The 17,391-nt window shown below is 45.2% G+C and carries 19 protein-coding genes; all 19 read left to right on the top strand.

Annotated elements, in window-relative coordinates; genetic code table 11:
- Nucleotides 1–46: 46 nt before the first annotated feature.
- The 19 genes from LT679_RS10050 (at nt 47) to LT679_RS09960 (ending at nt 17,336) form a co-directional block, all read left to right on the top strand.
- Nucleotides 47–418: an NADH-quinone oxidoreductase subunit A gene (locus LT679_RS10050; RefSeq protein ID WP_232177359.1), complete on the top strand. Its 372-nt coding sequence runs from the start codon at nt 47–49 to the stop codon at nt 416–418.
- Nucleotides 419–540: 122 nt separating this feature from the next.
- Nucleotides 541–1,083: an NADH-quinone oxidoreductase subunit B gene (locus LT679_RS10045; RefSeq protein ID WP_232177357.1), complete on the top strand. Its 543-nt coding sequence runs from the start codon at nt 541–543 to the stop codon at nt 1,081–1,083.
- Nucleotides 1,083–1,586, top strand: coding sequence for an NADH-quinone oxidoreductase subunit C (locus LT679_RS10040; RefSeq protein WP_232177356.1), 504 nt, complete (start codon nt 1,083–1,085; stop codon nt 1,584–1,586). Before LT679_RS10045 ends, LT679_RS10040 begins: the two co-directional genes overlap by 1 nt.
- Nucleotides 1,587–1,591: 5 nt before the next feature.
- On the top strand, nt 1,592–2,803 hold the full coding sequence (locus LT679_RS10035) for an NADH-quinone oxidoreductase subunit D (protein ID WP_232177354.1): 1,212 nt from the start codon (nt 1,592–1,594) through the stop codon (nt 2,801–2,803).
- Complete coding sequence (locus LT679_RS10030; RefSeq protein ID WP_232177353.1) at nt 2,796–3,323, top strand: NADH-quinone oxidoreductase subunit NuoE family protein; 528 nt, start codon at nt 2,796–2,798, stop codon at nt 3,321–3,323. The genes LT679_RS10035 and LT679_RS10030 overlap by 8 nt, the downstream gene beginning before the upstream one ends.
- On the top strand, nt 3,323–4,687 hold the full coding sequence (nuoF, locus tag LT679_RS10025) for an NADH-quinone oxidoreductase subunit NuoF (RefSeq protein WP_232177351.1): 1,365 nt from the start codon (nt 3,323–3,325) through the stop codon (nt 4,685–4,687). Before LT679_RS10030 ends, nuoF begins: the two co-directional genes overlap by 1 nt.
- Before the next feature lie 238 nt (nt 4,688–4,925).
- Entirely contained in the window at nt 4,926–5,918 is a 993-nt protein-coding gene (locus tag LT679_RS10020) for a 2Fe-2S iron-sulfur cluster-binding protein (protein WP_232177349.1), read from the top strand.
- Entirely contained in the window at nt 5,919–6,962 is a 1,044-nt protein-coding gene (gene nuoH, locus LT679_RS10015) for an NADH-quinone oxidoreductase subunit NuoH (protein ID WP_232177347.1), read from the top strand.
- A gap of 16 nt (nt 6,963–6,978) precedes the next feature.
- A complete protein-coding gene (locus LT679_RS10010; RefSeq protein ID WP_232177345.1) occupies nt 6,979–7,476 on the top strand; it encodes a NuoI/complex I 23 kDa subunit family protein in 498 nt (165 codons plus the stop codon).
- 61 nt (nt 7,477–7,537) lie between these two features.
- A complete protein-coding gene (locus LT679_RS10005) occupies nt 7,538–8,041 on the top strand; it encodes an NADH-quinone oxidoreductase subunit J family protein (RefSeq protein WP_232177343.1) in 504 nt (167 codons plus the stop codon).
- Nucleotides 8,041–8,370, top strand: coding sequence for an NADH-quinone oxidoreductase subunit NuoK (gene nuoK / locus LT679_RS10000; RefSeq protein WP_232177342.1), 330 nt, complete (start codon nt 8,041–8,043; stop codon nt 8,368–8,370). Before LT679_RS10005 ends, nuoK begins: the two co-directional genes overlap by 1 nt.
- 143 nt (nt 8,371–8,513) lie before the next feature.
- A complete protein-coding gene (gene nuoL, locus LT679_RS09995) occupies nt 8,514–10,424 on the top strand; it encodes an NADH-quinone oxidoreductase subunit L (RefSeq protein ID WP_232177340.1) in 1,911 nt (636 codons plus the stop codon).
- 25 nt (nt 10,425–10,449) lie between these two features.
- Nucleotides 10,450–11,919 (top strand): complex I subunit 4 family protein, encoded by a 1,470-nt coding sequence (locus LT679_RS09990; RefSeq protein WP_232177338.1) that lies wholly within the window; start codon nt 10,450–10,452, stop codon nt 11,917–11,919.
- 29 nt (nt 11,920–11,948) lie between these two features.
- Nucleotides 11,949–13,328, top strand: a complete 1,380-nt coding sequence (locus LT679_RS09985) for an NADH-quinone oxidoreductase subunit N (RefSeq protein ID WP_232177336.1) — start codon at nt 11,949–11,951, stop codon at nt 13,326–13,328.
- A gap of 57 nt (nt 13,329–13,385) precedes the next feature.
- Nucleotides 13,386–14,057 carry a DedA family protein gene (locus LT679_RS09980; RefSeq protein ID WP_232177334.1) on the top strand — a complete coding sequence of 224 codons (672 nt, stop codon included), beginning with the start codon at nt 13,386–13,388 and terminating at the stop codon, nt 14,055–14,057.
- Nucleotides 14,058–14,603 carry an inorganic diphosphatase gene (locus LT679_RS09975; protein ID WP_232177332.1) on the top strand — a complete coding sequence of 182 codons (546 nt, stop codon included), beginning with the start codon at nt 14,058–14,060 and terminating at the stop codon, nt 14,601–14,603.
- A gap of 7 nt (nt 14,604–14,610) precedes the next feature.
- Nucleotides 14,611–15,957: a hemolysin family protein gene (locus LT679_RS09970; RefSeq protein ID WP_232177331.1), complete on the top strand. Its 1,347-nt coding sequence runs from the start codon at nt 14,611–14,613 to the stop codon at nt 15,955–15,957.
- Nucleotides 15,958–15,966: 9 nt separating this feature from the next.
- Nucleotides 15,967–16,677: a 16S rRNA (uracil(1498)-N(3))-methyltransferase gene (locus LT679_RS09965; RefSeq protein ID WP_232177329.1), complete on the top strand. Its 711-nt coding sequence runs from the start codon at nt 15,967–15,969 to the stop codon at nt 16,675–16,677.
- Entirely contained in the window at nt 16,674–17,336 is a 663-nt protein-coding gene (locus LT679_RS09960) for a DUF4159 domain-containing protein (RefSeq protein WP_232177328.1), read from the top strand. Before LT679_RS09965 ends, LT679_RS09960 begins: the two co-directional genes overlap by 4 nt.
- The last annotated feature ends 55 nt before the right edge of the window (nt 17,337–17,391 follow it).

The raw sequence follows: 17,391 nt of genomic DNA, 5'->3' as shown, positions 1-17,391 counted from the left end.
TTTAATGAGGCCTTTTTTATTTGAAAGCCATCATTATATTTGCAATATGGAAGCACAAAGTTTACCGATCAACTTCTTGCCAATCATTTTTCAGATGGTAGTGGCACTTGGTTTTGTATTTACAACCATGTTTGTAACCCACAAAATTGGTCCTAAACGCAAAACCAACGATAAACTGACGCCGTTTGAGTCGGGCATCGAGGTTGTAGGTAATGCGCGTACACCTATCTCTATCAAATACTTCCTGGTTGCAATTCTCTTCGTGCTGTTTGATGTAGAGGTGATATTTATGTATCCCTGGGCAATAAACTTTAAGGAGCTTGGTAAAACCGGCATGATAGAAATGTTTATTTTCATGGGCACCTTGTTGCTCGGTTTCATTTACATTATCCGTAAGCGCGCCCTCGAGTGGGATTAAGTTTAGATTGATTCTAAATACTTCATACATAGTGTTCCTGATACGTTTAGCTGGTATTTTATTATAAATTTGTGCTGCAAGGCGGTCTTTTTGCCTGCAAGCCTAAGTTTATAATTTAGTTCATGAGTGATATTCAAATAGTTAACGCCCCTCCGGGTGTTGAAGGTTCAGGGTTCTTCGCCACATCGCTTGATAAAGCAATCGGGTTGGCCCGTTCGCACTCTTTATGGCCCTTGCCTTTTGCCACCTCATGCTGCGGTATTGAGTTTATGGCTACAATGGGCTCACATTATGACCTTTCCCGTTTCGGTGCCGAGCGTTTGAGCTTTTCGCCACGTCAGGCCGACCTGCTGATGGTTATGGGTACCATATCCAAAAAAATGGCTCCGGTATTGCGCCAGGTTTACCTGCAAATGGCCGAGCCACGTTGGGTGATGGCTGTTGGTGCCTGTGCCTCAAGTGGTGGTATATTTGATACTTATTCGGTATTGCAAGGTATTGATGAGGTTATACCGGTTGATGTTTACGTGCCCGGTTGCCCGCCACGTCCCGAAGCCATTATTGACGGTTTTATGAACATTCAGAAACTGGTACAAACCGAATCGCTGCGCCGCCGCAACGAACCGAAGTACCAGGAACTTTTAGCTAAATACGGAATTCAGTAATGGGTAAAATAACCAATCAGGAAGTTTTAGATAAAATTGCCGCAGCATTTGGCGATGTGGTAAGTGTAACGGGCGAGCCGCATAATCTGCTGACTGTTGAAACCAGCCGCGAGCAGATCATTGGTTTGCTCACCTTTTTAAAGAATGACCCAACGCTGCAATTTATTTTTTTAACAGACATTACGGCTATCCACTATCCTGAACAGGAAAAATCTATCGGTATAATTTACCACCTGCACAGTTTGGTAAATAATGTACGCATCCGTATAAAGGTATTTGTGGCCGATGGCGATGTGCATATGCCTACGGCAACTGTGCTATGGGATGGTGCTAACTGGATGGAACGTGAAACCTACGACTTTTTCGGTGTAGTGTTTGACGGTCACCCTGATTTGCGCCGTATATTGAATGTTGACGATATGACGGTTTTCCCGATGCGTAAAGAGTATCCGTTGGAAGACCCGAACCGTGTAGATAAGAAAGATTACTTTTTTGGAAGATAATAAGCATGCAGAATCATCCTGTATTTTTTGATAACGATCCGCAAAGCGAACTCTCAACCCTTAATCTGGGGCCTACCCACCCGGCAACACACGGCGTTTTTCAAAACGTGTTGCAGATGGATGGCGAGCGTATTGTAAGCGGCGTATCAACCATTGGCTACATACACCGCGCGTTTGAAAAAATTGCCGAGCACAGGCCATTTTACCAGATCACCCCGCTTACCGACAGGCTGAACTACTGTTCGTCACCTATAAATAACATGGGCTGGCACATGACGGTTGAAAAGCTGGCCGGCATCACTACTCCAAAGCGTGTTGACTATATGCGTGTGATCATTATGGAGCTTGCCCGTATTGCCGATCACATTATTTGCAACGGTGTATTAGGTGTGGATACAGGTGCTTTTACGGGCTTCCTGTACATGATGGAGTATCGTGAGGAGATCTATGAAATTTATGAAGAGATCTGCGGCTCGCGCCTTACTACCAATATTGGCCGTATTGGCGGGTTTGAACGTAATTTTAATACCATCGCGTTTAACAAGATCCGAAAATTTGTAAAAGCATTTCCGGCGGTGTTAAAGGAGTTTGAAAACCTGTTTAATCGCAACCGTATATTTATTGACCGTACCAAGGGCGTTGCCCCGGTAACTGCCGAAACGGCGCTCAGCTATAGCTGGAGCGGTCCGTTATTGCGCGCTGCCGGTGTTGATTATGATGTGCGTGCTATGGAGCCATATTCATCATACGAGGAATTTGATTTCGAAATCCCGGTAGGTGAAAACGGTGACGTATATAGTCGTTTTTTAGTACGTAACGAAGAAATGAAGCAGAGCTTGCGCATTATTGAGCAAGCTTTAAATAAGATAGAAAAGGAACCTGCGGATATTTTCCATGCCAATGTGCCTGAGTTCTACCTGCCGCCTAAAGAGGAAGTATATAACAATATGGAAGCCCTGATCTATCACTTTAAAATAGTGATGGGCGAGGTGGAAACCCCGGTTACTGAAGTTTACCATGCTGTTGAGGGCGCTAACGGCGAACTGGGTTTTTACCTGGTTAACGATGGTGGCCGCTCGCCGTACCGTTTACACTTCCGCAGGCCGAGCTTTATAAATTACCAGATGTACGCGCCCATGAGTCAGGGCATGCTATTGTCTGACGCGATAATTAACATGAGTAGTTTAAACGTTATAGCGGGAGAATTAGATGCTTAGGGTTGAAGATACCGAGCAAGCACCTGTTGAGTTTTCAGCAGCGCTGATCGCTAAGTTTGATGATATAAAAAGCCGTTATCCGGAAGGAAAACAAAAATCGGCCTTGCTGCCTATTTTGCACGAAACACAAGCAGAGTTTGGTTGGTTGAGCGCCCCTTCGATGGATAAGGTAGCCGCATACCTGGATATTTTACCCATTGAGGTTTATGAGGTAGCCACTTTTTACACCATGTACTTTATGCGCCCGCAAGGCAAATATGTACTGGAGGTTTGCCGTACAGGCCCTTGCTGCCTGGTAGGCGCCGAAAAGATAATGGATTATATTGAGCAACAGTTAGGTGTCAAAGAAGGCGAAGTTACTCCTGACGGTTTATTTAGCTGGAGAGGAGTGGAGTGTTTGGCAGCCTGCGGCTTTGGCCCGGTATTGCAAATAGGCCCTGAATATACCTTTTACGAGAACCTGACCACGCAATCGGTTGATACTTTAATAGCGGACTTGAAAGCAAAGGCAAATAACTAATGGGACGCAAATTATTATTAGAACATATTAACGTACCTGGTATCAATACGCTGGAGGTATACCGCCAAAAGGGCGGTTACGCCGCTGTTGAAAAAGCGCTGAAAACACTGACTCCTGACGAGGTTGTGGAGGAAGTGAAAAAATCGGGCTTGCGCGGCCGCGGCGGCGCGGGTTTCCCTACCGGGATGAAATGGAGCTTTTTGGCTAAACCCGAAGGTGTACCCCGTTACCTGGTTTGTAATGCCGATGAATCAGAGCCCGGTACTTTTAAAGACCGTTACCTGATGACGTACATCCCTCACTTACTGATCGAGGGAATGATCGTGGCCAGTTACGCCTTGGGTGCCAATACATCATACATCTACGTTCGCGGCGAAATGATGCCGCAAATACGCATACTGGAAAGAGCCATAGCCGAAGCTAAAAACGCGGGCTTGTTAGGCAAAAATATATTAGGTACCGGTTACGATCTGGAGCTGTATGTGCAGCCCGGAGGCGGTGCTTACATTTGCGGAGAAGAAACCGCGCTGTTGGAATCATTGGAAGGCAAACGTGGTAACCCGCGTATAAAGCCACCATTTCCGGCAATCGCTGGTTTGTATGGCTGCCCAACGGTGGTTAACAACGTGGAGTCAATTGCTGCCGTAGTGCCTATCATTAATGAGGGTGGCGACGAGTATGCCAAAATCGGTATCGGCCGTAGTACCGGTACCAAACTGATCTCGGCATCGGGCAACCTTAATAAACCGGGTGTTTACGAAATTGAACTGGGCGTACCTGTTGAAGAGTTTATTTACAGCGACGAATATTGCGGTGGCATAGCCAACGGCAAACGCCTTAAAGCGGTAGTGGCCGGTGGTTCATCAGTGCCGATATTACCTGCTAACCTGATCTTAAAAACCATAAACAACGAAGCAAGGCTGATGAGCTACGAGTCATTGTCTGACGGTGGTTTCGCTACCGGCTCCATGATGGGTTCCGGTGGTTTCATCGCCTTTGACGAAGACCAGTGCATCGTACGTAACACCTGGAATTTCTCTCGTTTTTACCATCACGAAAGCTGCGGACAATGTTCGCCATGCCGTGAGGGTACCGGTTGGATGGAAAAGGTGCTGCACCGCCTGGAATATGGCCATGGGAAAATGAGCGACATGGACCTGCTGGTTGATGTATCTAAAAAAATTGAAGGTAACACCATTTGTCCGCTGGGTGATGCGGCAGCCTGGCCGGTAGCCAGTGCTATTCGCCACTTTAGGGATGAGTTTGAATGGCATGTTACTAACGCTGCTGAGGCTACTACACGCAACTACGGTTTGGCACATTATGCCGACCCATTGCCAAAAGTGGAAAAGGCGGAAGCATAATATGAGGGAATGTCACCCTGAGCCTGTCGAAGGGCTGAACGCCTGACACAATCGGCGGATGCTTCGACAAGTTCAGCATGACAGGTTACCTGAATGAAAATAAAAGGGTGTCACCCTGAGCCTGTCTAAGGCGCGCGTTAGTCAAACTAACCGATGTTTTGACAAGCTCAGCATGACAAAAGAATATAAGGTCTTAAAAGTCCATCATCAATAAGATGGGGATTTGTGAGGAACAAAAATGAAAGTAACGATAGACGGAATCACTGTTGACGTAGAACCCGGAACAAGCATCCTGAATGCCGCGAGGCAGATAGGGGGTGATATTGTTCCGCCTGCTATGTGTTATTACTCAAAACTTGAGGGCAGCGGCGGTAAATGCCGTACCTGTTTGGTTAAAGTAAGCAAAGGCTCTGAAAAAGACCCGCGCCCTATGCCTAAGCTGGTAGCATCATGCCGTACCACGGTGATGGATGGCATGGAAGTGCAAAACATTACCTCGCCCGAAGTTATTGAAGCGCGTAAAGGCGTGGTAGAAATGTTGCTAATCAACCACCCGCTGGATTGCCCGGTGTGCGACCAGGCAGGTGAATGCCACTTGCAGGATCTGGGCTATGAGCACGGCGCCGCTAAAACCCGTTACGAGTTTGACCGCCGTACTTTCGAGAAGATCGACATAGGCGACAAAATACAACTGCACATGACGCGCTGCATACTTTGCTATCGCTGCGTGTTTACTGCCGACCAGATCACCAATACCCGTTTGCACGGCATTTTAAACAGGGGGGATCATTCTGAAATATCAACTTATATACAAAAAGCGGTTGATAATGATTTTTCGGGCAACGTGATAGATGTTTGTCCGGTAGGCGCGTTGACCGACAAAACTTTCCGTTTTAAAAACCGTGTATGGTTCACCAAGCCGGTTGAAGCACACCGCGATTGCGATAAATGCTGCGGCAAGGTAACACTTTGGTATAAAGGTGAGGACGTAATCAGGGTAACAGGCCGCAAGGATGTATATGGTGAGGTAGAGGAATTCATATGCAATACCTGCCGTTTCGAAAAAAAGAAAACAGCCGACTGGACAATTGAAGGCCCGCGCAAGGTATCGCATAAATCAGTTATCAGCGCTAATCATTACGAAACCATGAAGCCGCTGCCGGTGGTTAAAACCAACCCGCTGTTGCAGGAAGCCAATAAAGAACAATTTGAACGCGAAACCCGCCTGTAAATGGAACTGACAGATATTATAGTAAAAATTATTCTGATTGTTATCGTATTCGCTATCAGCCTGGTGATAGCCATGTACTCTACCTATGCCGAGCGTAAGGTAGCCGCTTTTTTTCAGGATAGGGTGGGGCCTAACCGCGCTGGTCCGCTGGGTATTTTACAGCCAATGGCCGACGGTGCCAAAATGTTCTTGAAGGAAGAAATTATTCCAACAAGAGCGAGCGGATTACTGTTCATCGTTGGTCCCTCGTTGGCTATATTAACAGCATGTATCGGTTCGGCGGTTATTCCCTGGGGGCAAAAACTGACTATCGGTTCAACCATAATTGATCTGCAGGTTACGGACATTAACGTAGGTATTCTGTACATCTTCGGTGTGGTATCATTAGGAGTGTACGGCATCATGATAGGTGGCTGGGCATCAAACAATAAATACTCACTGCTGGGCGCTATCCGCGCTGCATCACAAAACATCAGCTACGAAATTTCAATGGGGCTTTCCATTATCGCCCTGTTATTAGTAACCGGCTCGTTAAGCCTGCGTGAAATCGCGGAACAACAGCATGGCTTTTGGCATGATGGCTGGTTTACCTGGAACTTTTTTAAGCAGCCGCTGGGTTTCATGATTTTTATCGTGTGCGCCTTTGCTGAAACTAACCGTACACCATTTGATTTGCCTGAGTGCGAAACGGAGCTGGTAGGTGGTTATCATACTGAATATTCGTCCATGAAATTGGGTTTTTACCTGTTTGCCGAATACATTAACATGTTCGTGTCATCAGCAGTGATGGCTACCTTATATTTTGGCGGTTATAACTTTCCGTTTATGGATAGCCTGGGCTTATCGGCTAACTGGATCACTATCATTGGGGTAGTTGTGTTGTTCGCTAAAATATTCGCGTTCATCTTTTTCTTTATGTGGATCCGCTGGACTATCCCGCGTTTCCGTTACGATCAGTTGATGAACCTGGGATGGAAAACCCTGATCCCGCTGGCTATTGCCAACATTGTAATAACTGGTATTGTTGTTACGCTTTTAAATTAATGTGGAGTTTGTATAAATGGAATCATTAAGCAATAAAAAGAAAGTACTTGAAGTTAAGCCGCTCAATTTTTGGGAGCGCGCTTATTTGCCTGCCATATTTAAGGGTTTGGCAATTACTATGAAGCACTTTTTTAAGAAACCGGTAACCATTAAATACCCGGAGCAGAAGCGAGAGTTCTCTGAAAATTTCAGGGGTATGCACTCGCTTAAGCGTGATGAACATGGCCGCGAACGTTGTACAGCCTGTGGCTTGTGCGCGCTATCATGCCCGGCCGAAGCCATTACTATGACGGCTGCCGAGCGCCAGAAAGGTGAGGAGAACCTGTACCGTGAGGAGAAATACGCGGCCGTATATGAGATCAACATGCTGCGTTGCATTTTTTGCGGCTTATGCGAAGAGGCCTGCCCTAAAGAAGCTATCTACCTGGATGGCGACATAGTGCCGGCAGATTACCTGCGTAAGGATTTTATTTATGGTAAGGATAAATTAGTGGAAGCGCCTTTAAACCAATAAAAAGAAGTTTTATACCTTAGCCTGCGGATTACGGCGGGCAAGGTGTTTTTCAATACTAAACATGAGTACATTTTACTTCATCGCATTCCTGTCCATATTTTTTGCGATACTGGTTATAACAGCACGTAACCCCGTGCATAGTATTTTATACCTGGTATTAACCTTTTTTACGTTCACTATACATTATATTTTACTGAACGCGCAGTTTTTGGCCATCGTGAATTTTATTGTTTACATGGGGGCCATACTGGTACTGTTCCTGTACACGCTCATGCTCATGAACCTGAATAAGGATAATGAGCCCATGAAATCGAACATCGTAAAAATCGCGGCCGTGTTTGGCGGCGGCTGCCTGCTGGTAACCGTTGTGGCTTCGCTAAAAACCATGACGGTGTCTGAGCCGGTAGTACTGCAAAACCCGGACCTGGGGCTGGTGAAAAACCTGGGTAAAGTACTCTTTAACGAATTTTTATTGCCGTTTGAGGTATCGTCGCTGCTGCTGCTTTCGGCAATGGTGGGCGCTGTTTTACTGGCAACCAAGGATAAACAACCTAAAACAATCTGATGGAAAGCTTTACTAACGCTATACAATCAGTGCCGCTTAACCATTACATTTTGTTAAGCGCCATCATATTTACCATAGGGGTAATTGGCGTATTGCTGCGCCGCAATGCCATCATCATTTTTATGTCGGTTGAGCTGATGCTTAACGCGGTTAACCTGCTGCTTACCGCTTTTTCGGTATACAGGGGGGATGCTGCGGGGCAGGTATTCGTATTCTTTATTATGGCGCTGGCCGCTGCCGAGGTAGCTATCGGGCTGGCCATTATTGTAATGATATACCGTAACACCAACTCGCTCGATATCAATGTGCTGAACAGGTTGAAGTGGTAAACCCCTCCCAACCTCCCCTGAAGGGGAGTAGATGAGAGGTTAATGTTAGTTAAATATAATTGAAATAAGATACGTCATTGCGAGGGACGAAGCAATCTCCGGGTAAGCAGGCTCACAATGACAGTTAAGTGATAGACTGAAACATGGACAAATACATCTGGCTTATTCCTTTACTGCCGTTAGCCGGTTTTGTTATTAACGGGCTTGGGCGTAACGCTTTGCCAAAAAATTTGATTGGCGCTATCGGTAGCCTTTTAGTACTGGTGTCATTCGGATTAAGTGTTGCAACTTTTTTCCAGATCAAAGCGTCTGGTGTGCCTATCAACGTAAACTTGTATGACTGGTTTGCCGTTGGTAATCTGAATGTATCGTTCGCATTCCTGATTGATCAGTTAAGCGCTATCATGCTGCTGATCATTACCGGCGTGGGCTTCCTTATTCATTTGTATTCCATCGGCTATATGCACCACGATAAAGGCTTCGGTAAGTTTTTCGCTTACTTAAACCTGTTTGTGTTTTTTATGCTGCTGCTGGTAATGGGTTCCAATTACCTGGTGATGTTTATCGGCTGGGAAGGCGTGGGCTTGTGTTCATACCTGCTGATCGGCTTCTGGTTCAACAACCCAAGCTATGCCGATGCCGCAAAGAAAGCATTTGTGATGAACCGCATCGGCGACCTTGGTTTCCTGATCGCGGTATTTCTGATATTTAATACATTTGGCAGCATCAGCTTTGCGGATGTTTTCAGCAAGGCGGCCTCCATGCAATCGGGCGATAGTACTATCCTGTTAATTACATTGCTGCTGTTTGTTGGCGCTACCGGTAAGTCAGCACAAATACCACTGTTTACCTGGCTGCCCGACGCGATGGCCGGTCCAACTCCTGTATCAGCACTCATCCACGCCGCAACCATGGTTACCGCCGGTATCTATATGATCGCCCGCTCGAATGTATTGTTTACCCTGGCACCGGTAACATTAGAAGTTATTTCGATTGTAGGTATAGCAACGGCAACATTTGCCGCGCTGATAGCCCTTACGCAAACGGATATTAAAAAGGTACTGGCTTACTCAACGGTATCGCAATTGGGTTATATGTTCTTAGGCTTGGGTGTAGGGGCTTACACAGGCGCTTTCTTCCACGTATTAACACATGCCTTCTTCAAGGCCTTACTTTTCTTGGGAGCCGGTTCGGTTATACACGGTATGAGCAATGAGCAGGATATGCGCAAAATGGGCGGACTAAAAGGTAAACTGCCGGTAACCTTTTACACCATGCTTATCGGTACGATTGCCATAGCGGGTATACCACCTTTTTCAGGTTTCTTTTCAAAAGATGAGATATTGGCTCATGCCTTTGAGCACAGTACTACCTTATACGTTATTGGTGTTATAACCGCGGGGTTAACCTCGTTTTACATGTTCCGTATGATGTTCCTTACATTCTTCGGTAAATTCCGCGGTACGCACGAGCAGGAGCATCATCTGCATGAGTCGCCTGCAACCATGACAATACCGCTTATTGTATTGGCCATATTGTCAATGATAGGTGGTATGATCGGCGTGCCTGAAGCATTGGGCGGGCACCACGAGTTGGGCGCATTCCTGGCGCCGGTTTTTGAGCCATCGGCAAAGCTTACCGGTGAGGCGCATCATTTGTCGCATAGTCTCGAGTATATCCTGATGGGTGTATCAGTCGGTGCAGCGATAATAGCTTTGCTTTATGCTTATACTAAGTATGTAAGTGGCAAGCATGTTCCGGTAGCTGATACCGAGGAGCGCCACGTACTGGCAAAATTGTCATACCATAAATTCTATGTTGATGAATTGTATGATTTCCTGATCCGCCGCCCGCTGGATGCCCTTTCAGTGTTCTTCTACAAGGTAGTTGATCTGCTGGGTATTGATGGCCTGGTAAATGGCCTCGGCAAAGGCTCAGTGGAAGCAAGTAAAGGACTACGCCTGTTGCAAACGGGCAATGTGGGCTTCTATATATTTATGATGGTTATAGGTATTGTGGCAGTGCTGCTATACGGTTACACCTTAATTAATTAAAAAACGCAAGCGTTAAGTTGATAAAATGACGGTTAGTATTCTACTTTTTTTACCTGTAATTGCCGCTGTAATTACCGCCTTTATTAAAAACGGCGCAGCCAAGCACGTTGCATTGTTTTTTGCTGTTGCCGAGCTGGCTGTAGCGTTGCTGCTTTTAACCCGTTTTGTGCCTGATGCTTCTGTACAATTCAGCGTTAGCTACCCATGGTTGCCAAAATTTGGTATCTATTTTACCGCCGGTATTGATGGCATCAGCATGATCATGGTATTGCTTGCTACGGTACTGGTTCCGCTTATTATACTTACTACCTACCAGCATCAATACAAAAACGCGGGTGCTTTTTATGCGCTTATCCTGTTTATGCAAGCCGGTATGTTAACGGTATTCACCGCGCTTAACGGCTTTTTATTTTATGTTGGCTGGGAAGCGGCATTGATCCCTATCTACTTTATCTGTGGTTTATGGGGCGGCGAAAACCGTATCCGCATCACTATAAAATTTTTCATCTATACATTTGCCGGCTCGCTTTTTATGCTGTTAGGTTTAATTTACCTGTACTTGCACAGTCCGGCAAAAACATACGAGTTAAGTAACCTAACCAGCATGGGTTTGACGAACTTGCAGCAGGCCTGGTTATTCTGGGCGTTCTTTATAGCGTTTGCTATCAAGATGCCTGTATTTCCTTTCCATACCTGGCAGCCCGACACCTATACGGTATCGCCATCGGCCGGTACTATGCTGTTATCAGGTATTATGCTTAAAATGGGTATATATGGCGTTATTCGCTGGTTATTACCAAACGTGCCCGTTGGTTTTTTAATCTGGCAAAATATCGTCATGATACTGGCGGTGATCGGTATTGTTTACGCATCGCTTATTGCATTCAATCAAAAAGATGGCAAGCGTTTAGTAGCCTATTCGTCAATAGCACACGTTGGCCTCATAGCGGCGGGCATCTTTGCGTATAATACCCAAGGTATGCAAGGCGCATTGATACAAATGATTAACCACGGTATCAACGTGGTAGGCTTGTTCTTTGTATGGGATATCATCAGCCGCAGGTTAAACACACGCGATATTAGTTTGATAGGTGGCATTGCAAAAGTGGCCCCTCAGTTTTCAATCGCATTCCTGATTATAACATTAGGTACGGTGGCCCTGCCGTTAACCAACGGTTTCATCGGTGAGTTCCTGCTGTTAAAAGCAGTGTTCAATTACAATATATGGATAGCTGCCGTGGCTGGTTTAACCATCATATTCGGCGCAGTGTATATGCTGCGTATGTACAAACAGGTAATGCATGGCGAAACCAACGAATTAACCGCCCTGTTTACCGACGTTACCGGTACTGAAAAGCTTGTTTTAGGAATAATTTGTACGTTGATTATTGTGATTGGTGTATACCCGCAGCCATTGCTGCATATATCAGAGGCTGCAGTGAACAATCTGCTTGCCGACATCAGTCAGAAGGTATCAGCCATGACAAATAAATAAAGATCTATCTCTTAGAATTAAAATATAAGATGACCACCTTAATAATATTATCAGTTTTACCCTTACTACTTTTATACCTGGGGTTGTTTAAAGCAAACAAGACTTTGTTACCAGTGTCGGTGATTGGCTTGCTGGTTGGTTTAGGTTTTGCCTTTGCCGAGTGGAATGCTAATGCTCAACCCATATTTTCAGGTATGATGTTGTTTGATAGGTTTTCTGTCGCCTTTTCAAGTATCACCATTCTTTCTACCGTGTTGATATTACTGCTTTCAAAAGGCTATTTTGAAAAAATAAGCAGCCACGTTGCCGAATATTATGCTATCATATTATTCGCTTTGGCAGGTATTATTGTGATGGTTTCATTCCATAATATGGTAATGTTATTTATCGGCATTGAGATCATGTCTGTCAGCTTATACATCCTTGCCGGTATCCGTAAAAACGACTTCGCATCAAACGAAGCGGCTTTAAAATATTTCCTGATGGGAGCGTTTTCAACGGGCTTCCTGTTGTTCGGTATCACGCTGATCTACGGTGCATCAGGATCATTTAATTTGGAAGCTATCCGCAATTATGTAGTGGAAAGCCCGAGGGAGATCAGCCCGCTGTTTTATACCGGCCTGTTACTGGTTATTGTTGGTATGTGTTTTAAAGTTGGCGCAGCGCCATTTCATTTCTGGACCCCTGACGTGTATGAAGGTGCACCTACGCTAATCACCACCTTCATGTCAACCGTGGTAAAGACCGCCGGTTTCGCAGCATTCCTGCGTTTGTTCTCGGCATGCTTTGCCACCTTGTCTGACTTTTGGGCGCCTGTGCTGCTTATCATCACCGTACTTACCCTGTTCATCGGTAATATCACTGCCCTGTATCAGCAAAGCTTTAAACGTATGCTGGCCTTTTCCAGCATCTCGCATGCGGGTTACCTGCTGTTCGCCATTGTAGCATTGGGCTCAGCGTCTGCAAGCTCGGTGTTTGTTTATGCATCTGCCTATTCGGTAGCATCAATTATCGCTTTCGCAGCATTAATACTGGTACACCGCCAAAGCGGGTCAGATAGTTTTGATAGCTTTAACGGTCTGGCCTCAAAAAACCCGTTCCTGGCATTTACATTAACGGTGGCCATGTTATCGTTGGCCGGTATTCCGTTAACCGCGGGCTTCGTTGGTAAATTCTTTATGTTCTCAGAGGCATTAAACAAATACCAGATATGGCTGGTGGTGCTGGCAGTAGTAAACGCTATAATCAGTATCTTCTATTATTTCCGGGTTATTATAGCGATGTATTTCCGCACTACCGACAGGGGCGAGGTAGCCGTGCCTGCATATTATACTTTTGTATTAGGCCTATCGGCAATCATTACTATTGTAATCGGCGTTTACCCGGCACTTATTTCTGATCTGATCTGATAACAAACAGGCCATCATAACTTCAGATAATTATTTGTAGTTTTATGGCCTTACTGCATGGAAAACATTTGGGATAACCTGCAAAGTTTAACTGATGCCAATACCATAATCGGTCTTGGCTTTTACGTTTTACTTGTAGTGGTGTTTGCCGAAACAGGCCTGTTCTTCGGTTTCTTTTTGCCGGGCGATTACCTGTTGTTTATGGCAGGCATATTTTGCGCCGCCGGTAAATTACCGGTTGATATCAGTATGCTGGTTATATCGCTGGCCATTGCGGGGATTTTAGGAAATTATGTGGGCTACTGGTTTGGCTACCGAACGGGGCCATTATTGTACAAACGCAAGGATTCATGGTTCTTTAAAAAGCGTTATGTAAAGGTAGCCGAGGAGTTTTATCATAAATATGGCGGTACAGCGCTCATTTTAGGCAGATTTTTTCCGATAATCAGAACTTTTGCACCTATCTTTGCAGGAGTTGTTAAGGTAAGTTTTAAACAGTTCACCATATACAATATAACGGGCAGCGTTTTATGGGTGAGCATACTTACACTTGCAGGTTATTTTTTAGGCAGGAGCTATCCTGAAATAGAAAACTATCTGCAATATGTTATTTTAGCATTCCTGGTGATAACAACTGCCCCCCTGATATTTGCTTTCGTGAAAAAGAAACTTATTAGCGGTAAAAGCGTTAAAGAAAACGAAATTGATAATAAAGATATAGAAGAATAAATGAGTACTCAACACCCATGGCACCAGGTTTCAGCTGGTAAAAATGTTCCGGAAGTAGTAAGCGCGATCATCGAGATACCAAAAGGCTCGAAAGCTAAATACGAGATAGATAAAGATTCAGGTTTGTTAAAGCTTGACCGTGTACTGTTTTCATCAGTAATGTACCCGGCTAATTACGGTTTTATTCCGCAAACTTATTGCGATGATAAGGATCCGCTGGATATCCTTGTAATTTGCTCGGTTGACGTTTACCCGATGTCAATCATCGAGGCTAAGGTTATAGGCGTTATGCATATGGTTGATAACGGCGAGCAGGACGATAAGATCATCGCGGTTGCCGCTAACGATATGTCGGTAAACTACATTAACGATATTTCTGAATTGCCGCCACATACCATGAAAGAGATCGTTCGTTTCTTCCAGGATTATAAAACCCTTGAAGGTAAAAACGTAACCATTGAAAAATGGCTTGGCGTTAGTTATGCACATAAGGTAATAACGGAAAGCATTGAGCTTTACCAGAGTACCTTTCCCGTTTACCAATAATTAATACATGGACCCCGGACTCGAACTACATATAAGCGGTTTTCAGATATTCCTTACCCTCTTTTTGGTATTGCTAAACGGTTTCTTTGTTGCAGCCGAATTTGCAATGGTGAGGGTTCGCGGCTCTCAAATAGAAATAAAAGCCAAATCGGGCAGCCAAACAGCAAAGGTAGCCCGTGGCATAATGCATAATCTCGACGGTTACCTGGCTGCAACGCAGCTGGGTATTACGTTGGCATCACTTGGTCTGGGCTGGGCCGGTGAAGAGGTGGTAACCACTTTAATGCTGAAGCTGTTTTCGGCGTTTGGTGTGGTGATCTCATCAGGCTGGGCAATTAACGCCAGCCACATCGTAGCCTTCCTGGCTATTACGGTAATGCACATCGTTTTTGGTGAGCTTGCACCGAAGTCGATCGCTATACAAAAATCAATACGCACAGTAATGGCTGTTTCTGTGCCATTGCGCGTGTTTTTTGTGGTGTTTAAGCCATTTATATGGTTACTTAACGGCTTTGCCAACTTTATCCTTAAAACCTTTGGAGTAATCAGCGCTCACGGCTCTGAAAGTCATCACAGCTCAGAGGAATTACAATACCTGCTTGAACAAGGGAAAGAATCCGGCGCGCTGGATAGTAACGAGCACGAACTGATCCAGAATGTATTTGAGTTTAACGAGCGCGTGGTAAAAAATATCATGGTGCCACGTACCAAAATATCAGGTATTGATATTGAAACCGACCGCCAGGAGTTGCTCGAAACCTTGATTGAAGAAGGTTACTCGCGTATGCCTGTGTATGAGGAAGTGATTGACAAGATCGTAGGCATAGTACACACCAAAGATATACTGCCCTTACTGGTAAAAGGCGAGGATATCAATCTTAAGGAAATTATCCGTAAGCCTTACTTTGTTCCGGAGACCAAAAAGATCAATGATCTGATGGCCGAATTGCAGCAAAAACGTATACAGATAGCCATTGTGCTTGATGAGTTTGGCGGTACTGCCGGTATGGTGACTCTTGAGGATATCGTAGAAGAGCTCGTGGGTGAAATACAGGATGAGTACGATGAAGAAAAACCGATAGTTGAGGAAGTGAACGAGCGGGAATTTATTGTGAATGCCCTGGCTTCGATATACGACGTTAATGAGCACCTGCCGCATGACCTGCCGGAAGATGGCGATTATGACACTGTATCGGGCTGGCTGGGTGATCTGTTTGGCAAAATACCTGACGTTGGCGAACAAAAGGAAGCTAATGGTTACAACATCACCGTGCTCAAAAAATCCGACCAGAACATAGAGGCCGTAAAACTCGAACTGCTGATAAATGATGAAGATACCGTAGATTTGCATTAATTTGCAACTATGCATCTGTTCTACACGCCCGATATTCAGCCTTCGGTACAACAATACTTTTTAAACGAAGAGGAAAGCAAGCATTGCGTGCGCGTATTGCGCCTTACCGTTGGTGATGAGGTGCAGTTAATTGATGGCCGTGGTGGCTTTTACGTTGCCCGTATAAAGGATGCACATCCCAAGCGTACTATATTGGATGTAGTTTCAGTAACCGAAAACTATCAGCAACGTAATCACTATTTGCACATCGCGGTAGCGCCCACAAAAAATATTGAGCGGCTTGAGTGGTTTTTAGAAAAATCCACCGAGATTGGCATCGATGAAATATCAATGGTCGTCTGCCAGCGATCTGAACGTAAGGAAGCCAGGGTAGACAGGCTGAACCGGATTATTACTTCGGCGGTAAAACAATCCATCAAAGCATATCACCCGGTTTTGAATGAGCCGGTACCTTTCAGTAAATTTATTTCAGGCAATTTAAGCGGTCAGGGCTTTATAGCGCATTGTGCTCCCGGAGAGAAAGTGTCGTTGAAAAATGTGCTCGAACCAGGCTCCAGAACTACTATACTGATTGGCCCGGAAGGCGACTTTGCCGATAACGAGATAACGGCTGCTTTAAATGCCGGTTACAAACCCATAACTTTAGGGGAAAGCCGCCTGCGCACGGAAACCGCTGCTTTGGAAGCCTGCTTTGAGGTAAACTTTTTAAATCGGGTATGAAAAAACGATTGCTATGGTTAAGCGTGATAAGTGCTGTGGCGTTGCTAACTGCTTTCAATGTACCTACCTACAAGATAGGGCGCGTGAAATACAATGGTGGCGGCGATTGGTACAGCGACCGTACAGCCCTGCAAAACCTTATCAAGTTCTGTAATACCAATCTAAAAACCAATTTTCAGGCTGAAGAGGATATTGTAGAAGTAGGCAGCGCGCAACTATTTGATTATCCTTTTGTTTTTCTGACCGGTCACGGCAACGTGATCTTCTCCGCGCAGGAAGCACAGAATCTGCGTAAATATTTAACCGGTGGCGGTTTTTTGCATATTGATGATAATTACGGGCTGGATAAATTTATCCGTCCGCAAATGAAGAAGGTTTTCCCGGAGCTGGACTTTGTGGAGTTGCCATTAAACCACCCTGTATTCCATCAAAAATACGATTTGCCAAACGGCCTGCCTAAAGTGCACGAGCACGACAATAAGCGGCCGCAAGCGTTCGGCCTTATCTATAGAGGCAGACTGATTTGCTTTTACTCCTATGAGAGCGATTTAGGCAACGGCTGGGAAGATTATGGCACTTACCCCGGCGATAGCCAGGAAACGCGCTTAAAAGCGCTAAGAATGGGCGCTAACCTGGTGCAATACGTGTTTACAAGATAGGGTAGAAGCGTTATGCTCTTGGCGTGTTGCTGCTCTTAATATGATAGCGATCAAT

Source organism: Mucilaginibacter roseus, from assembly GCF_021215455.1.
GTDB lineage: Bacteria > Bacteroidota > Bacteroidia > Sphingobacteriales > Sphingobacteriaceae > Mucilaginibacter > Mucilaginibacter roseus.
The sequence above is the reverse complement of the archived record's forward strand: the minus strand, read 5'-3'. Positions and strand labels throughout refer to the sequence as shown.

What these genes read in the sequence shown, in the direction of transcription:
- LT679_RS10050 (WP_232177359.1), top strand. Translation starts at nt 47, where the DNA reads ATGGAAGCACAAAGTTTACCGATCAACTTCTTGCCAATCATTTTTCAG.
- LT679_RS10045 (WP_232177357.1), top strand. Translation starts at nt 541, where the DNA reads ATGAGTGATATTCAAATAGTTAACGCCCCTCCGGGTGTTGAAGGTTCA.
- LT679_RS10040 (WP_232177356.1), top strand. Translation starts at nt 1,083, where the DNA reads ATGGGTAAAATAACCAATCAGGAAGTTTTAGATAAAATTGCCGCAGCA.
- LT679_RS10035 (WP_232177354.1), top strand. Translation starts at nt 1,592, where the DNA reads ATGCAGAATCATCCTGTATTTTTTGATAACGATCCGCAAAGCGAACTC.
- LT679_RS10030 (WP_232177353.1), top strand. Translation starts at nt 2,796, where the DNA reads ATGCTTAGGGTTGAAGATACCGAGCAAGCACCTGTTGAGTTTTCAGCA.
- nuoF (WP_232177351.1), top strand. Translation starts at nt 3,323, where the DNA reads ATGGGACGCAAATTATTATTAGAACATATTAACGTACCTGGTATCAAT.
- LT679_RS10020 (WP_232177349.1), top strand. Translation starts at nt 4,926, where the DNA reads ATGAAAGTAACGATAGACGGAATCACTGTTGACGTAGAACCCGGAACA.
- nuoH (WP_232177347.1), top strand. Translation starts at nt 5,919, where the DNA reads ATGGAACTGACAGATATTATAGTAAAAATTATTCTGATTGTTATCGTA.
- LT679_RS10010 (WP_232177345.1), top strand. Translation starts at nt 6,979, where the DNA reads ATGGAATCATTAAGCAATAAAAAGAAAGTACTTGAAGTTAAGCCGCTC.
- LT679_RS10005 (WP_232177343.1), top strand. Translation starts at nt 7,538, where the DNA reads ATGAGTACATTTTACTTCATCGCATTCCTGTCCATATTTTTTGCGATA.
- nuoK (WP_232177342.1), top strand. Translation starts at nt 8,041, where the DNA reads ATGGAAAGCTTTACTAACGCTATACAATCAGTGCCGCTTAACCATTAC.
- nuoL (WP_232177340.1), top strand. Translation starts at nt 8,514, where the DNA reads ATGGACAAATACATCTGGCTTATTCCTTTACTGCCGTTAGCCGGTTTT.
- LT679_RS09990 (WP_232177338.1), top strand. Translation starts at nt 10,450, where the DNA reads ATGACGGTTAGTATTCTACTTTTTTTACCTGTAATTGCCGCTGTAATT.
- LT679_RS09985 (WP_232177336.1), top strand. Translation starts at nt 11,949, where the DNA reads ATGACCACCTTAATAATATTATCAGTTTTACCCTTACTACTTTTATAC.
- LT679_RS09980 (WP_232177334.1), top strand. Translation starts at nt 13,386, where the DNA reads ATGGAAAACATTTGGGATAACCTGCAAAGTTTAACTGATGCCAATACC.
- LT679_RS09975 (WP_232177332.1), top strand. Translation starts at nt 14,058, where the DNA reads ATGAGTACTCAACACCCATGGCACCAGGTTTCAGCTGGTAAAAATGTT.
- LT679_RS09970 (WP_232177331.1), top strand. Translation starts at nt 14,611, where the DNA reads ATGGACCCCGGACTCGAACTACATATAAGCGGTTTTCAGATATTCCTT.
- LT679_RS09965 (WP_232177329.1), top strand. Translation starts at nt 15,967, where the DNA reads ATGCATCTGTTCTACACGCCCGATATTCAGCCTTCGGTACAACAATAC.
- LT679_RS09960 (WP_232177328.1), top strand. Translation starts at nt 16,674, where the DNA reads ATGAAAAAACGATTGCTATGGTTAAGCGTGATAAGTGCTGTGGCGTTG.